The sequence below is a fragment of the Chryseobacterium pyrolae genome, from assembly GCF_025153485.1.
Lineage (GTDB): Bacteria > Bacteroidota > Bacteroidia > Flavobacteriales > Weeksellaceae > Chryseobacterium > Chryseobacterium antibioticum.
In genome coordinates, this window is sequence record NZ_JANZQH010000013.1 from 56,020 (window position 1) to 72,007 (window position 15,988).

Here is a 15,988-nt window from a genome sequence, read left to right on the forward strand (position 1 = left end):
TTTTTTTTTATGAAGAACAGTTTATTGTGTCGTTTTTATAAAATCTGTCGGCTTAAACTGCATAACAGACTGGAAACTTCTCGTAAAAGCCTGTACACTCCTGTACCCTACCTGATATGCGGTTTCCGAAATCGTAAGATCACCGGAACTCAGCAGTTCCAGACTTTTAATGATCCTCAGGATCTGTTGGTACTTGCTCAAGGTCATTCCGGTTTCCTTTTTAAAGATACGTTCCAGCGTTCGTAACGACAGCAGGGAAATTTCACTTAAATCTTCTATCCTGATATCTTCATGATAATGGTTGTGAAGGTATTCAATAGCACCAGACAATCGTTTGTCCTCAGGAAGACGGATATGGAGTTTCAGTGAATGTTCCACAAAACGGGGAAGTTCATTAAAAAGTGCCTGTAAAAACAACATCTCATCAGGATCTTTTAAGGTGCTTTTTGACCATCTTTCTGCATACTTTATCATTTCCTTTAAAACAGGAGGAACAGAAAATACGTTGATTTCATGATGAAAAACACTGCTTTTTTCTACATCAGCAAACATGATCATCAGTTTGATCTTCTCAGAATGTGAATTGGTTTTATGCATAGAGCCGGGAGGAATCCAGGCTGCGTGGTTTTGTGGAAGCAGATAGATCTTCCCATCCACGGTGATGTACTGAAATCCGCTTTCTACATAGACCAACTGGCCTTTTTCATGGGTATGAACGATATCATCATGTCGCCAGTTTTCTTCAAACCATACAAAATAAGGCTTGTCCAGTTCATCAATCACTATTGTGTCGTGTGGATTCATGTCGTTTTAAGTTAAAACTTTGGCAAAATTAAACAAAACAACTGAATTAATTTTGCATCAAATATTTATTGTATGATGAAGAATGAAACAAGAAAGAATGCTTCTTATGTTCTGATGATGATCAATGTACTGGTTGTAATCCTCGTTTCCAGTAATCTGAGATCCCCTATTATTTCTGTATCTCCGGTATTGTCTGATATCCGGAATGCTCTGAAACTTGATAGTTTTCAGGTCAGCCTGCTTACCTCTATTCCTTTGTTTATGTTTGCCACCTGCTCCGTTTTGGTCAGCAGATTTTCGCATCAATTCAGTATCAGCAGATTTCTGATGTATTCTCTTATTATTTTGAGTTCTGGTTTGTTTTTACGAATTACAGGATCTCTTTGGACGCTTTTTGCGGGGTCTGTGTTCATAGGACTCGGAATTTGTATCGGAAATGTGGTTACTCCTGGCTATATCAAGAATAATTTTCCAAAACAGATTGGTCTCATGACCGGAATTTTTGCGGTTTCTATGAATCTTACAGCGGCACTGGCCTCAGGTTTCAGTGTAAGAATCGGTGAATGGACAGGATTTGGGTGGCGTGGTTCTCTGGGAATCTGGCTGGTGATTGCCGGACTGGGGCTTTTTGTCCTGATTCTGGAACTGATATTTAATAAAAAGAATCTCGGGCAGGCAAAAGCGGCATTAAGTGTTTCGGATTTTAATATGTTTAAATCTGCACAGGCATGGAATATAAGCATCTTTATGGGGCTGCAGTCGCTGTTTTATTATTGCATGATGGCTTGGCTACCGTCATTTTTGACTGATTATAATATGCAGGGCGAAAGTACAGGATGGGTATTGTTTGTTATTCAGATCACCATGATTCCTATTACTTTCTGTGCCCCGATTATTGCCGGAAAAATGAAAGACCAGAGAATTCTGATTGTTCTTATTTGTGTTCTAATGTTCGCAAGTACGATGATGTTTGTATGGTTGCAATCTCAATGGATCTATGCTAATGCAATGATTATTGGTATTTCTAATGGGTTGTCTTTCAGTCTGTCTATTCTGTTCTTTTCGACAAGAACAAAAAACAGCGCTAATGCTGTAAAAATATCCGGAATGGCACAGTCTGTAGGCTATCTGATCGCAGCGTTTGGGCCTCCGGTATTCGGAAAGCTGCATGACTGGGATGTTTCATGGAAAAGTTCTTTTTACTTTTTAAGTTTTGCTGTCATCCTGATGTTCTTTTTCGGAATGAAGGCGGCGAGAAATAAATGTGTTGAAGATTAAAAAACATAAAAAAAAGTCTCTTTAAGAGACTTTTTTATTTAATCCAGAAATTTGCTATTAAAGATTTTTTTTAAAGAATGCTTCCAGTTTTTCAAAAGGAATTAATTCCGTTTTATCATATAGATCTACATGTCCTGCTTTCGGAATATAATACAGCTCTTTAGGTTCGGCAGCAAGTTGGTAAGCTTCTTCACTGAATTCTTTGGAATGTGCCTGGTCTCCCGTAATTAACAGCATTGGTCTGGGAGAAATGGTTTCTATATCATTAAACGGATAGAAATTCATAAACTTGGTATTGCTGCTCAGTGTTGGGTGGGTCGTCAGCTCCGGTGAACCGCCTTTTGGGGTATATTCTCCCCTGGAAGTCCTGTAAAAATCATAAAATTCGCGCTGGATAGGATGGGTATTTTGGTCCAGTTGGTGAACAGTTCCGCTCGTATATTGGGTTTTTCCGCCTGTAAATTCTATGTAACGCTGTTCTGCCGCATCTGCAATTATTTTCTTTCGCTGTTCAAGACTTTGGGAATGATTCAGTGCATTTCGGCTGGCCGCTCCCATATCATACATACTTACCGTTGCTATGGCTTTCATTCGGGGATCAATTTTGGCTGCGCTGATCACGAAACTTCCGCTTCCACAAACACCAATAATCCCTATTCTATTTCTGTCAATAAATGATCTTGTTCCCAGAAAATCAACGGCGGCGCTGAAATCTTCTGCATAGATATCAGGCGCAACTACATTTCTCGGTTCTCCGGCACTTTCTCCCCAAAAGGAAAGATCAATCGCTAGGGTAACAAAACCTTTTTCCGCCATTTTGGATGCATACAAATCAGCACTCTGCTCTTTTACGGCACCCATCGGATGCCCTACAATGATGGCAGGGTATTTTTGGTTTTGGTTATAATTTTCGGATATAAAAAGATGTCCGGCCACCTCCATATTGTACTGATTTTTAAAGGTGACTTTATAAATAGCAATACTACTGTTCACTTTAAAAGTAGTGTATTGGTCTGCGGTGATTTTTTCCATTTTATTTTTTTCTGATTCCGGATGATGCTTTTTTACGTTCTGTGACACCATATTCCCTGAAAACAGTAGACATAGCATTATTGCCAATATTGATTTTTTCATAATTAATAAATTGATTTAATGATTTTTGCCGGAACTCCCCCTACCACAGTGTCATCAGGGACATCTTCTGAAACGACCGCCCCGGCTGCAACTACAGCATTTTCCCCAATAGTAATTCCGGGAAGGATGGTCGCTCCGGCACCAATCCATGCTCCTTTTTTTACGAGAATAGGTTTTGTAATGAGTGCTCTTCTGTCTTTGGGATCCAGCGGATGATTTTCTGTAATCAGGTTTACTTTGGGACCAATCAATACATCATCTTCTATGGTAATTCCGCCCATATCCAGAAAGGAACAAGCATGGTTGATAAAAATATTTTTCCCAAGGGTAATGAATTTTCCGAAATTGGTGTAGAACGGCGGAAATATTGTTGTGCTTTCATCGATTGTAACACCCGTAATTTCACCAATATAATCACGCACCTGGTGTATGTCTGTGGCATTATTAAGCTTCTGAGACCGTTCAATTGTTCTGTTTACTATATCATTAATCATATAATATTCAGGATCGGTAGGATGAATAATTTCACCTTTTTTTAGTCTTTCTACTATGTTTTTATTTTGCATTTTCATCTTTTTAGTACAAAACAAAATTAAAATAAAAGCCCCACAAAGACATCTTTGTGAGGCTCAATTAACCTTTCTGAGAAGCTCATATTTTCATGATAAAATTAAGCTCTCCATTTATTTACGTTATCTAATGTACTAGACTACAAGAAGGGTCTGGTCTCAACAATGATGAAATAACCGATACGATCTTTTATGAGCCATTTCCCATTCTGAAATACATATTTGTCATCATATTTAACGCTATAATCTGTCATGATATCTTTACCTTCTCCCTCCCGGATCATTTTGATCTGAGAAAAAGAAGTTCCTGTAGCAGTATCTCCATCTATTTCGACCGTATGCTGTCCGTTCATGGTGAAATAGGTTTTAACTTGCGAAGCATGGCTATTAAATTCATTTTCAAGCTTTTTTCTGCCTGTAGTGTCTCCTGCCAGAAAGTCTCCCATATACGCTTTGTAGGTAACATCTAATGTAAATAATTCCATTTGTTCTGCAATCTTTTTTTCGTCGCCTAAAGATGCATAAGCATCAATTAAGTTTCTTAGCTCTTCTCTTGTTTTTAAAATTTCTAATGTCATACTTTTAATTTTAATAAGGTTTGAAAATTTTTATGTGCTTGTTATTCTTTGACAAAACTATGCTATATTTGCTTACAATTTATTAGTCGTTACCAAAAGGTTAGTGACTAATGAAAAGCTTAGTTATGGCAAAAGAGAAAGAAAATCAAGTAGATAGCAGGGCATTTACAGAAGAATGCAACAGTGTTTTAATGGCCGTTTCCGATGCACTTTATGCGATTGGAGGGAAATGGAAGCTGATGATTATTATCGCAATGGCGAGAGGGAACAAAAGATTTACGGAGATTCAAAGACAAGTGAACGGGATATCTGCAAGGGTACTTTCAAGCGAGCTTAAAGAATTGGAACTGAACGGATTTATCATAAAAAAAGTTTCCGTTGGCTATCCTGTAAGTATTGAATATGAATTGCTGCCCTATAGTCATACCCTGGAAGAATTGGTAGGAGCGATGACCAGATGGGGAATGCAGCACAGAGAGAAAATTAAAAGCGAAATGTCGTCGGGAGGGAAATCTTCCGATAAAAAATAAGAACAGGCGGGTAATTATATATCGGATGGTGAAAAACCATATTCTTTTTTAAAAGCTGTGGAAAAATGAGACGAATTTTTGAATCCCACTTCTATATAAACGTCCTGTACTTTTTTATTTTCTTCTTTTAATTTAAAATAGGCAGCTTCGAGGCGTTTTTTAATCAGCCACTTCTGCGGAGTCAGACTGCTTATTTTCTTAAAATCCCGTTTAAATGTGGCGAGGCTTCTACCCGTGTAAGAGGCAATCTGTTCCATGGTAAGGTCGTCCGTATAATTCTCATTAAGAAATCCCAGAATATCTACTTTCCAGGGTTCTGTAAAATCGAATAACACCGGATACAAAGCTTCAGAACTGTTGAGAACGGCATAGATTCCTTCAAGCAGTTTAAGATGGGCAACACCTTCTGTAGGCTTTATATTGCCGTCAAAATAAGGGGTTAAGGACTGGAATAGGCTGGTAATATCCGGACGAATTTCAAGTTTAAATATATTTTTTTCTGAAATTGAGGGTTTTTCCGGTAGTTCAGACCTGTTCATTTTGCTGTAAAATTCGCGAAGAACAGATCTTCCAAAAGTAAGCGAGATCCCTTTGTATAAATTTTCTCCTATACTGTTTTTATACATGATGAGCCGATGATCACGACGGATAAAAGCACACTCCCCTGCTTTGATAACAATTTGCTCTCCTCTGTCCTCTATGATCTGCTCTCCGGAATACAGATACAACAGCACATGTTCTGGAGTGGCGTGGATGCATTTTTCGCTGTAATCTGAAAAGCAGGAAAGAAATATACCTGAGTAGTTCAAAGTTCTCAATGTGTCTATCTGTTGCATGCTGCGTCCATTTATTGTTTACTCTTACAAATGTAGTGATAAAGTAGTGGTAAAGATTTGCTGAGAGGCTCAAGTATTGACTTATGTCACTCTTCTCCTGTTACTTGCTTCCACCCATTCATCTTTTTGACATTTGGAACAGTTGCCGGCATTTCCTTCTTCTTTAAATGCCGTATGCCCGCAGAATGTACAGGAATAATGACCTGCTTTATTGACTTTTTTCAATGTATCTTGTAATGATTCCGGCATGATCGGGAGTCCATATTTTACCTCTTGCTCTTCGTAATAAAATACACTGATTTGTCCGGAGCTCTCTACAATAGCCGTTTCTACCTGACCCAGTTGTGAAATCCCTCTTAATCTGAGCTCTGCAAAGAATTCATCGCTGCCTAAATTTTCCTTCTTAAAGTTTTCAATGGAAAATTCACCGTCATGGATCAGACATATAGAAGTTCCTTCCACCATTTTTTCAAACTTTTTGCTTCTTCCGATAAAAAAAGTGATAATACTGTATAAAAGAATAATGACAATGAATACGAGGATTGAAGAAACAATACCAACATCTTTATTAAACATCGGGTCTCCCGCTGCGGAACCTAAGCCGATAATCACAACGAGTTCAAAAACCGAAAGCTGCTTGACTCCCCTTTTGCCTAAAATTCTCAAGCCAATGATAATGACAAGAAACATAATGGAGGTACGCAGAATGATTTCTAACAAAAAGGACCATTCTTCATGCCCCATTAGCAATTCTTTCCAGTTAAGTTCCAATAGAAATAGAGTGAGCATAGAAATTAATTTACGAGGAATATCCAAAAAATGAGCCATATGTAATTTGGAAAGGTGGCTTCGGGAGCCTCAGCCACCAAGAAAAACAAAAATTGTTGAATAATTTTTAGGGCTTCAGAATTTAATCTAAAGGATATTCTTCACCATCCTGTAAAACAAAACATCTGTCCTGTAATCCGTTTTTAATAATTTCCTCCTGAATAAACTTCCTGTCTTCTTTACAGTGGCTTACAGCTTCCAGATGAGTGACCAAAACGGTAGCATCCGGTGCATATTCGCAAACCTTAATCATATCCTGGCTGGTCATAATGATGGGGCCTCCCACCGCAAAATTTGCTGCACCACCCGCAACCACAATGTACTGAGGCTTATGTTGATCAATTTCTGCCGCAATTCCTTCATACCAGATACTGTCACCAACAATATAGACGGTTTTATCTTCTATTTTAAAGACAAACCCATTGACATGACCCATTTTCTCCCCTATTTCTCCGGTTCCGTGCTGTCCTTCTGTAATGGAGATGTTTATATTTTCCCAAATAATACTGTCTTTAATGGAAACGATATTCGTAAAACCTGATTCGGCTATCTGTTCTGCAATGATCTCAGGGCAGATCACGGGAATATTTTTATCTAAAAGTTCCACGGCTTTTCCATCCCAATGATCAGGATGAAGATGGGTTACAGCTACCGCATCAATTGCTGACAATTTATCTTTTAATGTCTCTTCACTGAACGGAAGATCAACCAAAGGGTTCAACAGCTCGTTATCCGTCATTGGAATTTTCCCCATAGAATTCTTTTTTCCGAGCATGGGATCGATTAAAATATTTTTTCCTCCGATTTGGAGTACTAATGTGGCATTGCGCCATAATTCTAGTTTCATTTTGCTTAATTTTGTTCTGCAAAACTATGGCTAAATCGAAGCTCAATAATAGACGGTTACCAAAAGGTTAACGACAAAAACATTGGATGATGAATTTTAATGAATTTAAAAACTGCGGGCTCAGACGGAGCCTTGATATTCTTTCCGGAAAATGGAAACCACTGATCCTTCAGAATCTTTTTGAGGAAGATCAGGTAAGGTTTGTAGAATTATGGCGTAAAATGCCCAGGGTTTCGAAGAAAGTGCTTTCGGAACAGTTGAAACAAATGGAGGGAAATCACATCATTCAACGGGTTGAAGTCTATAATTTTCCTCCGGAAGTATATTATAAGCTTACGGATAAAGCAAGGAAATTAGGTCCTATTCTTGATCAGCTGCATGAGTGGGGAAATGATCTTGATTCTTAAAGGCATCCAATACCTCCAGAATATTCTGGTAAATAAAATCCAGCTCTTCTGTAGTCATGCAATATGGGGGAACCAAATACATAACATTTCCCAGTGGACGCATAATAATCCCACGCTGTAGAAACTCATCATACAGTATCTTTCCGATCTCATTAAAATAGGATGTTTTCTGATCCGTTTTATATTCAAAAGCCATAATAGTTCCGGTCTGACGTATGTTTTTCACATTTGGATGCTGTGCTAAAATTTCTGTAAAATCTGAATGCTGTCTACTGATACGGTCAATGGCCGCTAACGTTTCTTCCTGTAATAATAGCTCCATGCTTGCCAATGCCGCAGTACACGCTAAAGGATTCGCTGTAAAAGAATGTCCGTGAAACAGTGTTTTGTATTTGTCATCGGATAAAAAGGCATTGAAAATTTCCTGAGAACAGGTTGTGATTCCCATAGGCATCGTTCCGCCCGTCAGGCCTTTGGAAAAACACATAATATCCGGCATTTCCGTAAGATGATTGGCTGCAAACAATTTTCCGGTTCTTCCGAAACCTGTAAATACTTCATCCTGGATCATCAGAATTTCTTCGCTTCTGCAAAATTTCATCAGCTCATCCAGATGTTCGGCCTCATACATCAGCATTCCTGCTGCCCCCTGTACCAAAGGTTCGTAAATAAAACAGGCTGTATCTTCTGCTATACTTTTGATCTGAACTTTTAAGCTTTCCAGATTTTCGGCGTTAGGTGTATCTATAAAAATCACTTCAAAAAGCATGCTCCCGAAAGGTTTTGTCCAGACACTTCTTCCGCTCACAGACATGGCTCCGAAAGTATCTCCGTGATAAGCATTTCTAAAAGCCAGAATTTTAGTCTTTTCTTTACCTATATTATAAGCATACTGAATACACATTTTCAATGCTGCCTCCACTGCTGTCGAACCATTATCCGAATAGAAAACCTTTTTCTGGTTCTCCGGAAGCAGTTTCAGTAGATTTTCTGAAAGCTGAACAGCCGGTTCATGCGTAAAACCTGCAAAAATAACCTGCTCCAAAGTATTTAACTGTTCAAATACCCGTTCTGCTATATAAGGATGAGCATGGCCGTGCAAAGTCACCCACCAGGATGAAACCGCATCGATATACTTTTTCCCTTCATCATCATATAAATAAACACCCTTTCCTTTGACAATGGGTATTGCATCTCCAGCCGTTTTCATCTGGGTATAAGGGTGCCAGTTGACGGCTTTGTCTCTTTCTGCAAGCAGGGACTGTGTTAATGTATTCATCTTTTTTAGAAGTTAGAAATTAGAGGTTAGAGGTTAGAAGAGGAAGCTCTGTAAGCCAAGTCGTGGCCCGAACTTCGTATTGCGAAACCAGATTAGCAACAGCTACTCTCCTTCATTTTCATTGGTTTTAGTCCCAGTTTTTCCAGCATCTGCATATCTTCTGAAACTCCAGGATTTGGCGTTACCAATAGGGTTTCTCTTTCTCCTGTAAAGATGGAATTGGCTCCTGCCATAAAGCACCACGCCTGTTCTGTTTCATTCATTTCTATTCGTCCTGCACTTAATCTGACCATTGAGGATGGCATGACAATTCTCGCAGTAGCGATCATTCGTACCATTTCCCAGCTGTCTACCTTTTCGTTATCTTCAAGTGGTGTTCCTGCTACCCTGGCTAAAGCATTGATAGGAACAGATTCCGGATGCTTGGGCATTGTGGCTAAGGTTAAAAGCATTGAAATTCTGTCTCTGTGTGTTTCACCCAATCCGATGATTCCTCCTGAACAAACAGTTATTCCGGCATTTCTTACGTTATTAATTGTATTGATTCTGTTGTCGAAGGTTCTGGTTGAGATGATCTCTTCATAATACTGCTCAGAAGTATCAAGATTATGATTGTAAGCGTATAAACCAGCTTCCTGAAGACGGACAGCCTGCTCTTCGGTAAGCATTCCTAGCGTACAGCATACTTCCAGTCCAAGTTCATTCACGCCTTTTACCATATCGATTACCCTGTCGAAATCCCTGTTGTTACGGACTTCACGCCATGCTGCAGCCATACAGAAACGGGATGAACCGCTGTCTTTTGCTTTTTGGGCATGGGCAATCACGGTTTCCGTAGGAAGTAATGCCTGTACTTTGATATTGGTGTGATATCGGGCTGCCTGACCACAGTAGGAACAGTCTTCAGGGCATCCTCCTGTTTTGATGGATAGTAAAGTTGAGATCTGTACTTCTGAAGGATCATGCCATTCACGGTGAACTGTTGATGCTTTATAAATCAACTCCAGTAAGGGTTGGTGATAAATTTCTTCTATTTCTTCTTTCGTCCAATTGTTTCTGATGGTTGTTTTTTTGTCCATTATCATAAATTTGTTTTTGTTAATTGTTCTGCGGCAGCTTTAATGCTGACTTTGGTTGGCTGGTCGATCTCAGGAATGTGGATGATTCTGGTTTCTCTTTTAATAAAATTACAGATCACCCTTTCGGTATCCGGAGGAAAAGCTCCGTTGAAAATCAGGTATTCCAGCTTGAGTTTTCTTTGTTTTAAGGCCATGATGGAAAGTAAACTGTGGTTAATGCATCCTAAATAATTTCTTACGACTAAGGCTACAGGAAGATTAAGCCTTTCTATAAGATCTATCATAAAAATCTCATCCGAAAGCGGTACCATAAGCCCTCCTGCTCCTTCTACGATTAGTTTATTATCTGTTTTGGGAAACTGAAACTGATCTAAACTTATTTCTATATTTTCTTGTCTGGCAGACTGATGCGGAGATGCAGCCAGTTGAAGACGATAGATTTCCGGATGACAGACGGTATTCTCTGTCCAGGATTCTATTTTATGGCTGTCCGTATAATCGAGATCCCCGGATTGTACGGGTTTCCAGTAATCTGCTTTAAAATATTGGGTTAAAACGGCAGAGCATACTGTTTTTCCTACTTCAGTGCCAATTCCGGTGATAAATATTTGATTCATTTAATATTACAGGTTGCGGGGTTTTGGATTTACTCGTTTTAAATAAATTCTTTAATGATTCTCGTTAGTGCTACAATGTCCTCTTTTGTATTGAAGCTGTGGAGGCATATTCTTAGTCTTTCCGTTCCTGTTTTTACAGTCGGACTATGGACCGGGTAGGTTAAGAAGCCATTATCATATAAAGTATTCTGTAGGTTTTTTAATTGCTGATTGTCCGGAACTAATACAGCCTGTATCGGGCTTATCTCCGAAGAAGGTGTTTCTATGTTTTGATTTCTAAAAATTTCAATATTTTGATGAAGCTTTTTTGACAGTTCCGGTTTTAGCTTTAAAAATTCATAACCCCATTTAATAGCTATCCATGAAAAATCCTGTGCTGCGGTGGTATAAATAAAGGAAGAAGCAAAATTCACCAGATAAGACTTCACCGTTTCATCGCAAAGAACTGCTGCTCCATGCGCTCCTAAAGCTTTTCCATAGGTTATTACGGCGGCAAAAACATCTTTCTGTAACTGATATTTCTCAACCAGGCCATATCCGAAAACACCAAAAGCATGGGCTTCGTCTACAATCAGTGCAGTATCATATTTTTTGGCTAAAGCTGCAATTTCCTGAAGGGGTGCGAGATCTCCATCCATTGAATAGAGACTTTCTATAGCAATATAACTGGGTTTGGTCTGCTTTCTAAGGATGCTTTCCAAATCTTCCAGATCATTATGCCTGAATTTTAATTTCTTTGCATGAGACATCCGGCACGCATCATGAACAGAGCGATGGATTTGTTCATCAACAATTATCGTATCGTGACGGTCCGGTAGCGTAGAAAACAAAGCCAGATTGGCATTATAGCCGGAAGAAAAGAGCAAAGCTGCAGGATATTGATGCTGTTCGGCAATATAATTTTCCGTTTCAGTCGCTGTGTTGGTGTTTCCGCTGATCAATCTCGAGCCAGAGCTTCCTGAAAGAAGCTGAGGGTTTTCCTGAACCTTCAGAAGCAAATGTAATTGAAGTTCTTTATTTCCTGCCAAGCCAAGATAATCGTTGGAATAAAAATCAATGCCAACAAATTTTGGTTTTAACGTTCTTAGTATTCCTGTTTCCTTTCTTTTATCGAGGGCTTCCTGAAATTTTTTAAGCATAGTCTAATTGGGCAACTTCTTCAGCTATCGCATTGATCCACTCATCATGCAACTCTTTTTCTATTGTCAGAATATTTTCTGCATGTTTATTCCAATCTGGAGAAAATTCATTCAACTGATTAATCATTTCTTCAAGATGCCCCTCTTCTTCCAGGATAATAGATTTCACCATAATTCTCGAAGATTCTTTGGTTAAAACATCCTGGTAAACCGGATAGAGCTCATCTGCCCGGACTTCAATAGCATAAGTCACAAAAAGGTAAGCTGCAAATTTCAATTCTTCTTTGTTTAGATTAAATGCAGCCTGAAGATATCTGCAAGCCTTTACATCCAGTGAATGAAGATACTGTCGGGTGGCAACCGGAGCCAGAAGTTCGTCTGCTCCATAGGTTTTACACAATTCGGGATCTATTTTTCCGATCTGTTTTTTTAGATAATAAGCATGGCGGTGTTCTTCAGCAGCATGTTTCAGCTGAATCAGCGTAACGGAAACCGGATGCTCACACTTAGAGATCTTTCTGGCACCGGCATTTTCCATGAAGGAAAGCGTATTCAGCCATTTGGCATGGGTTACGCCATCCTGTACGATTCTTTCAAGCAGTGGTTGAAATTCCATAGATTTTTATTTTGAACCAAAATTAGTATATTGCCGGACCATTAAAAGGTGCCAGTTTTAATATTATGGATAGTCCGGTTAAGATTCCTTATCAAAGTTTTATAGAAATTGACAGAAATTCAGAGACTTCAATCTATATGCAGATTGCAAACCAGCTGATTAATGCTATTCAGAGAGGTTTTTTGCCTTACGGCACCAAGCTGCCAGGAACCCGGACATTCAGTGAAGTTCTGGAAATCCACCGGAATACGGCCATCGCGGTTTATGATGAATTGTCTGCGCAGGGCTGGGTAGAAAGTCTTGCGAACAAAGGAACATTTATTATCGGAGAAAATCAGGAAAAGCCTGTAAAAGTTAAAGATTTTGAGAAAAATAGCCTTCAGAATTATCCTGAAACCACAGGTTTTTCGTTTAAAACTTCTAATATTTTAGATAATCCTTTTGAACATTCGGACTGTGAGTATGTTTTTAATGATGGTGTTCCGGATATCAGACTGACTCAGATCGGTCAACATTCAAGGTTTTACAGCTCTATTCTGAAAAGAAAATCAAACCAGAAAATGCTGGGCCATTACAATCATGACGGCAGTGAATTTTTTAAGGAACATCTGTCACATTACCTTAATCTATCCCGCGGATTACCCATTTCAAAGAATAACCTTCTCATCACCCGAAGCACAGAAATGAGTATCTATATCGTTTCCGAAATTCTTCTTTCTGCGGGAGATACTGTATTGGTAGGTGCTTTGAGCTATTTTTCCGTGAATATGATTTTCCAGAAAGCAGGTGTGAATATTGTATCACTCCCGATAGATGAAGAAGGAATTATCGTAGAACATGTCCGGGAAGCCTGTAAAAAACAGAAAATCCGGATGCTTTACCTTACCCCGCATCACCACTATCCTACTACTGTTGCGTTAAGTGCACAGAGAAGGCTTGAACTGCTGGATCTTGCCCATGAATTTGGGTTTATCATTTTGGAAGATGATTACGATTATGAATTTCATTATGATAAAAGCCCCATTCTTCCATTAGCAAGTGCGGATACGAAAGGGATGGTGATTTATATCGGATCTTTTGGAAAATCATTGGCTCCTGGATTCAGGACCGGTTTTATTGTGGCTCCGGAAAATCTGATGGCTGAAATGAGGAAATATCTGGGAATCATTGACCGTCAGGGGGATATTTTAATGGAAAGAGCCCTTGGTGAAATGATTGAGGAAGGGGAAATACACCGGTATCTTAAGAAATCTTTAAAGGTTTATCAGGAAAGACGCAATCACTTTGCAGAACTTCTTAAGGAAAATTTAGACGAATTTATACAATTTCAAAAACCCTCAGGAGGACTGGCTTTCTGGCTGGAATGGAATGTTCCCGTGAATCTGATGCAACTGAGCAGGAACTGCGCGCAGAATAATCTGTTTATTCCTAAAACACTGCTTTACCAAACCAAAAACCTTACGGCGATGAGGCTGGGTTTTGGAAATCTCAACGTTGAGGAAATGGAGAAGAGTATTGAAATCCTTTCTGGGCAAGTGAAAAGATTGTTATAAAAATTATAAACCACAAAAGTCACAAAAATTTTCTTGAAACACTTAAGTTATTTAAAGTTTAAAAGCCTACTGTAAAAGGACAATTAAGTTGTGAAGATCTTTGATTTTCTTTTCTATAAAAGAAAAAATATACCTGATTTCTACAACAAAGAAAATTTTAAACGATTAGGATTATTAAGCTTTTAAGAATATTAAGTTTAGCTTCGTTTTAAGACGTACAACTTAAAAAAAATCATTGATTTTTTCTTAACTAACCCTACTATCTTCACTTATCTTAATGTTTTAATAAGCGTAGGACGAGAATTGGTTGTCATATTACTAGGCGGCAGATTTTAATATTGATAATCAATGCGCAACAAGTAAATTATAATAAATTTCCCGCAGATCACACGGAACCCGCAGATAATTGAGGTACATGAATCTGTGAAATCTATAGGATCTGTGGGATAAAAAATTCATTTATTGTAATTTTTAAACGCAAAGTTTTATGTTCAACACTGTTCATTTTAAGGATTAAAAAGGTGGATCAACAAGTTGATCTGACGAAGCGAGAAGATTTACGCAACAGATTCATTACAAATAATTGATATGAAATTTCCCGCAGATCACACAGATCCCGCAGATAATTGCGTTTTATGAATCTGTGGGATTTGTGTGAGAAAAAAAGTGTAACCTAGCTGTTACACTTATCTAAAATTTTTTGTTTTTTTAATTGGAGAGAGTCAATATTTTCGCTTTCTTTTTCTTGGGTTTCTTCTTTTTTCTGTTCAGATACATAATGAATCCTGTGATGGGAAGTGAAGCTGCAATCATCCCTGCAAAAAGATATAAAATCCGCCCTGTCATTCCAAAGATAGTTCCAGTATGAAGATCATAATTTCTTTCTCTTAACGCGGTTCCATCGCCTATGTTTTTGTCTTTGTAAGATTGATGCTTTAGGATTTTCCCTGAGTACTGATCAAAAGTAAACTGCTCGTTCTGGTATTGCTTATTGCCGTACGTTACCTCAGCATAGTAAGTTCCTTCTTCTGTTTTCGGAAAGCTGATGAGTGCAGATTTTTTATCAGCCAGGCTCTTTTCTACCCTATTCCCTACGATATTCAAAATATTTCTCTGGTCCGAAGGTTCTTCAGAGGGAATGGTACTTTTTGCTTTCTGTTCAGTTTTCGCCTTTCCGTTCAGTGTTTTTTTGACCCATTTGTCGAAATCTTCAAAATTCCATATCAACGCTGCATAGGCAATAAGACATAAAGGAATGACGGCATAAAATCCGAGGACATTGTGCATATCATAATTAACCCTTTTCCATTTGGCTGACGTTTTAATAAGAAACATTCCTTTCATTGCCTTTTTATTCATTTTACGGGGAAACCAGATGACCAGTCCTGAAAAAAGCATGATCGCTAATATCAGTGTAGAATATCCGGTAATGGTTTTGCCAATTTTTTCACCCAATAAAAGCCTGCGGTGAAGATCCATAACGATCTCAAAAAAATCATTTTTTGCATTTTCCACCTCAAGAACTTTTCCGGTGTAAGGATCTACATAAACCCTGTAATAATGAATATAGGAACCCCAATAGGTCAAAGCTTCCTTATCCATTTTCAGAGAACGGAATGCATAGCTTCGGGATGGATCTGAGGATATTTCAACCCTGCTTACCTTTAAACTGTCCGGAAGTGCCTGCTCAGCTTTTAACTTAAGATCGGAAAACTGTAACTTTTCTTTTTTTATGGTTTTGACGAAATATTTTTCCGGGTGTAGGGTATGTTTCAGTTCTTTTTCAAAAGCGAGAATACATCCTGTAACTGCCATTATGACAACTATAAGCCCGGACGTTAGTCCGAGCCATAGATGTAATTGATATGCTGTCTTTCTGAGTATAGAATTCATA

17 protein-coding genes are annotated in these 15,988 nt (G+C 38.5%); 4 read left to right on the forward strand and 13 right to left on the reverse strand.

All coding sequences use genetic code 11. From position 1 onward, the window contains the following. Nucleotides 1-21: 21 nt before the first annotated feature. Complete coding sequence (locus NZD88_RS20110) at nucleotides 22-804, reverse strand: AraC family transcriptional regulator (RefSeq protein WP_259831506.1); 783 nt, start codon at nucleotides 802-804, stop codon at nucleotides 22-24. A 72-nt stretch (nucleotides 805-876) separates the two neighbouring features. Here NZD88_RS20110 and NZD88_RS20115 point away from each other — a divergent pair, with 72 nt between their 5' ends. After that, nucleotides 877-2,082, forward strand: a complete 1,206-nt coding sequence (locus NZD88_RS20115; protein WP_259831507.1) for a CynX/NimT family MFS transporter — start codon at nucleotides 877-879, stop codon at nucleotides 2,080-2,082. 57 nt (nucleotides 2,083-2,139) lie between these two features. Here the strand turns inward: NZD88_RS20115 and NZD88_RS20120 are convergent, their stop codons facing one another. The 3 genes from NZD88_RS20120 to NZD88_RS20130 all read right to left on the reverse strand — a co-directional run bounded on the left by NZD88_RS20120 (nucleotide 2,140) and on the right by NZD88_RS20130 (nucleotide 4,363). Next, nucleotides 2,140-3,114, reverse strand: coding sequence for an alpha/beta hydrolase (locus tag NZD88_RS20120; RefSeq protein WP_259831509.1), 975 nt, complete (start codon nucleotides 3,112-3,114; stop codon nucleotides 2,140-2,142). 104 nt (nucleotides 3,115-3,218) lie between these two features. Next, entirely contained in the window at nucleotides 3,219-3,782 is a 564-nt protein-coding gene (locus tag NZD88_RS20125) for a DapH/DapD/GlmU-related protein (RefSeq protein ID WP_423738673.1), read from the reverse strand. A gap of 143 nt (nucleotides 3,783-3,925) precedes the next feature. Next, the gene (locus NZD88_RS20130; protein ID WP_259831511.1) at nucleotides 3,926-4,363 is read right to left on the reverse strand and encodes a nuclear transport factor 2 family protein; all 438 of its coding nucleotides are present in this window, start codon (nucleotides 4,361-4,363) and stop codon (nucleotides 3,926-3,928) included. A gap of 125 nt (nucleotides 4,364-4,488) precedes the next feature. On the opposite strand from NZD88_RS20130, the gene NZD88_RS20135 reads away from it, so the two are divergent. Next, a complete protein-coding gene (locus NZD88_RS20135; protein WP_259831512.1) occupies nucleotides 4,489-4,893 on the forward strand; it encodes a winged helix-turn-helix transcriptional regulator in 405 nt (134 codons plus the stop codon). Between the two features lie 14 nt (nucleotides 4,894-4,907). Here NZD88_RS20135 and NZD88_RS20140 read toward each other — a convergent pair whose 3' ends face one another. The 3 genes from NZD88_RS20140 to NZD88_RS20150 form a co-directional block, all read right to left on the reverse strand. After that, nucleotides 4,908-5,729: a helix-turn-helix domain-containing protein gene (locus NZD88_RS20140; RefSeq protein ID WP_259831514.1), complete on the reverse strand. Its 822-nt coding sequence runs from the start codon at nucleotides 5,727-5,729 to the stop codon at nucleotides 4,908-4,910. An 81-nt stretch (nucleotides 5,730-5,810) separates the two neighbouring features. Continuing rightward, a complete protein-coding gene (locus tag NZD88_RS20145; protein ID WP_259831516.1) occupies nucleotides 5,811-6,518 on the reverse strand; it encodes a DUF421 domain-containing protein in 708 nt (235 codons plus the stop codon). Nucleotides 6,519-6,639: 121 nt separating this feature from the next. Then, on the reverse strand, nucleotides 6,640-7,404 hold the full coding sequence (locus NZD88_RS20150) for an MBL fold metallo-hydrolase (RefSeq protein WP_259831518.1): 765 nt from the start codon (nucleotides 7,402-7,404) through the stop codon (nucleotides 6,640-6,642). Nucleotides 7,405-7,490: 86 nt separating this feature from the next. Between NZD88_RS20150 and NZD88_RS20155 the strand changes: the two genes are divergently transcribed. Further along, complete coding sequence (locus NZD88_RS20155; RefSeq protein WP_259831520.1) at nucleotides 7,491-7,811, forward strand: winged helix-turn-helix transcriptional regulator; 321 nt, start codon at nucleotides 7,491-7,493, stop codon at nucleotides 7,809-7,811. On the opposite strand, the gene bioA is transcribed toward NZD88_RS20155, so the two are convergent. The 5 genes from bioA to NZD88_RS20180 form a co-directional block, all read right to left on the reverse strand. After that, complete coding sequence (gene bioA, locus NZD88_RS20160; RefSeq protein ID WP_259831522.1) at nucleotides 7,765-9,090, reverse strand: adenosylmethionine--8-amino-7-oxononanoate transaminase; 1,326 nt, start codon at nucleotides 9,088-9,090, stop codon at nucleotides 7,765-7,767. The two genes, NZD88_RS20155 and bioA, sit on opposite strands and share 47 nt — an antisense overlap. Before the next feature lie 92 nt (nucleotides 9,091-9,182). Beyond that, entirely contained in the window at nucleotides 9,183-10,169 is a 987-nt protein-coding gene (gene bioB / locus NZD88_RS20165; RefSeq protein WP_169233160.1) for a biotin synthase BioB, read from the reverse strand. Between the two features lie 2 nt (nucleotides 10,170-10,171). Beyond that, nucleotides 10,172-10,786, reverse strand: coding sequence for a dethiobiotin synthase (gene bioD / locus NZD88_RS20170; RefSeq protein ID WP_259831524.1), 615 nt, complete (start codon nucleotides 10,784-10,786; stop codon nucleotides 10,172-10,174). A gap of 38 nt (nucleotides 10,787-10,824) precedes the next feature. Further along, nucleotides 10,825-11,925: an aminotransferase class I/II-fold pyridoxal phosphate-dependent enzyme gene (locus NZD88_RS20175; protein ID WP_259831528.1), complete on the reverse strand. Its 1,101-nt coding sequence runs from the start codon at nucleotides 11,923-11,925 to the stop codon at nucleotides 10,825-10,827. After that, nucleotides 11,918-12,541 (reverse strand): hypothetical protein, encoded by a 624-nt coding sequence (locus NZD88_RS20180; RefSeq protein ID WP_259831530.1) that lies wholly within the window; start codon nucleotides 12,539-12,541, stop codon nucleotides 11,918-11,920. Before NZD88_RS20180 ends, NZD88_RS20175 begins: the two co-directional genes overlap by 8 nt. Before the next feature lie 65 nt (nucleotides 12,542-12,606). On the opposite strand from NZD88_RS20180, the gene NZD88_RS20185 reads away from it, so the two are divergent. Beyond that, a complete protein-coding gene (locus NZD88_RS20185) occupies nucleotides 12,607-14,094 on the forward strand; it encodes an aminotransferase-like domain-containing protein (RefSeq protein WP_259831532.1) in 1,488 nt (495 codons plus the stop codon). A 708-nt stretch (nucleotides 14,095-14,802) separates the two neighbouring features. On the opposite strand, the gene NZD88_RS20190 is transcribed toward NZD88_RS20185, so the two are convergent. Further along, nucleotides 14,803-15,987, reverse strand: coding sequence for a PepSY-associated TM helix domain-containing protein (locus NZD88_RS20190; protein WP_259831534.1), 1,185 nt, complete (start codon nucleotides 15,985-15,987; stop codon nucleotides 14,803-14,805). Nucleotide 15,988 lies beyond the last annotated feature (1 nt).

Excerpts from the sequence above, each read along its gene's own strand:
- NZD88_RS20110 (WP_259831506.1), bottom strand. The coding sequence starts at position 804 with ATGAATCCACACGACACAATAGTGATTGATGAACTGGACAAGCCTTAT.
- NZD88_RS20115 (WP_259831507.1), top strand. The coding sequence starts at position 877 with ATGATGAAGAATGAAACAAGAAAGAATGCTTCTTATGTTCTGATGATG.
- NZD88_RS20120 (WP_259831509.1), bottom strand. The coding sequence starts at position 3,114 with ATGGAAAAAATCACCGCAGACCAATACACTACTTTTAAAGTGAACAGT.
- NZD88_RS20125 (WP_423738673.1), bottom strand. The coding sequence starts at position 3,782 with ATGCAAAATAAAAACATAGTAGAAAGACTAAAAAAAGGTGAAATTATT.
- NZD88_RS20130 (WP_259831511.1), bottom strand. The coding sequence starts at position 4,363 with ATGACATTAGAAATTTTAAAAACAAGAGAAGAGCTAAGAAACTTAATT.
- NZD88_RS20135 (WP_259831512.1), top strand. The coding sequence starts at position 4,489 with ATGGCAAAAGAGAAAGAAAATCAAGTAGATAGCAGGGCATTTACAGAA.
- NZD88_RS20140 (WP_259831514.1), bottom strand. The coding sequence starts at position 5,729 with ATGCAACAGATAGACACATTGAGAACTTTGAACTACTCAGGTATATTT.
- NZD88_RS20145 (WP_259831516.1), bottom strand. The coding sequence starts at position 6,518 with ATGCTCACTCTATTTCTATTGGAACTTAACTGGAAAGAATTGCTAATG.
- NZD88_RS20150 (WP_259831518.1), bottom strand. The coding sequence starts at position 7,404 with ATGAAACTAGAATTATGGCGCAATGCCACATTAGTACTCCAAATCGGA.
- NZD88_RS20155 (WP_259831520.1), top strand. The coding sequence starts at position 7,491 with ATGATGAATTTTAATGAATTTAAAAACTGCGGGCTCAGACGGAGCCTT.
- bioA (WP_259831522.1), bottom strand. The coding sequence starts at position 9,090 with ATGAATACATTAACACAGTCCCTGCTTGCAGAAAGAGACAAAGCCGTC.
- bioB (WP_169233160.1), bottom strand. The coding sequence starts at position 10,169 with ATGGACAAAAAAACAACCATCAGAAACAATTGGACGAAAGAAGAAATA.
- bioD (WP_259831524.1), bottom strand. The coding sequence starts at position 10,786 with ATGAATCAAATATTTATCACCGGAATTGGCACTGAAGTAGGAAAAACA.
- NZD88_RS20175 (WP_259831528.1), bottom strand. The coding sequence starts at position 11,925 with ATGCTTAAAAAATTTCAGGAAGCCCTCGATAAAAGAAAGGAAACAGGA.
- NZD88_RS20180 (WP_259831530.1), bottom strand. The coding sequence starts at position 12,541 with ATGGAATTTCAACCACTGCTTGAAAGAATCGTACAGGATGGCGTAACC.
- NZD88_RS20185 (WP_259831532.1), top strand. The coding sequence starts at position 12,607 with ATGGATAGTCCGGTTAAGATTCCTTATCAAAGTTTTATAGAAATTGAC.
- NZD88_RS20190 (WP_259831534.1), bottom strand. The coding sequence starts at position 15,987 with ATGAATTCTATACTCAGAAAGACAGCATATCAATTACATCTATGGCTC.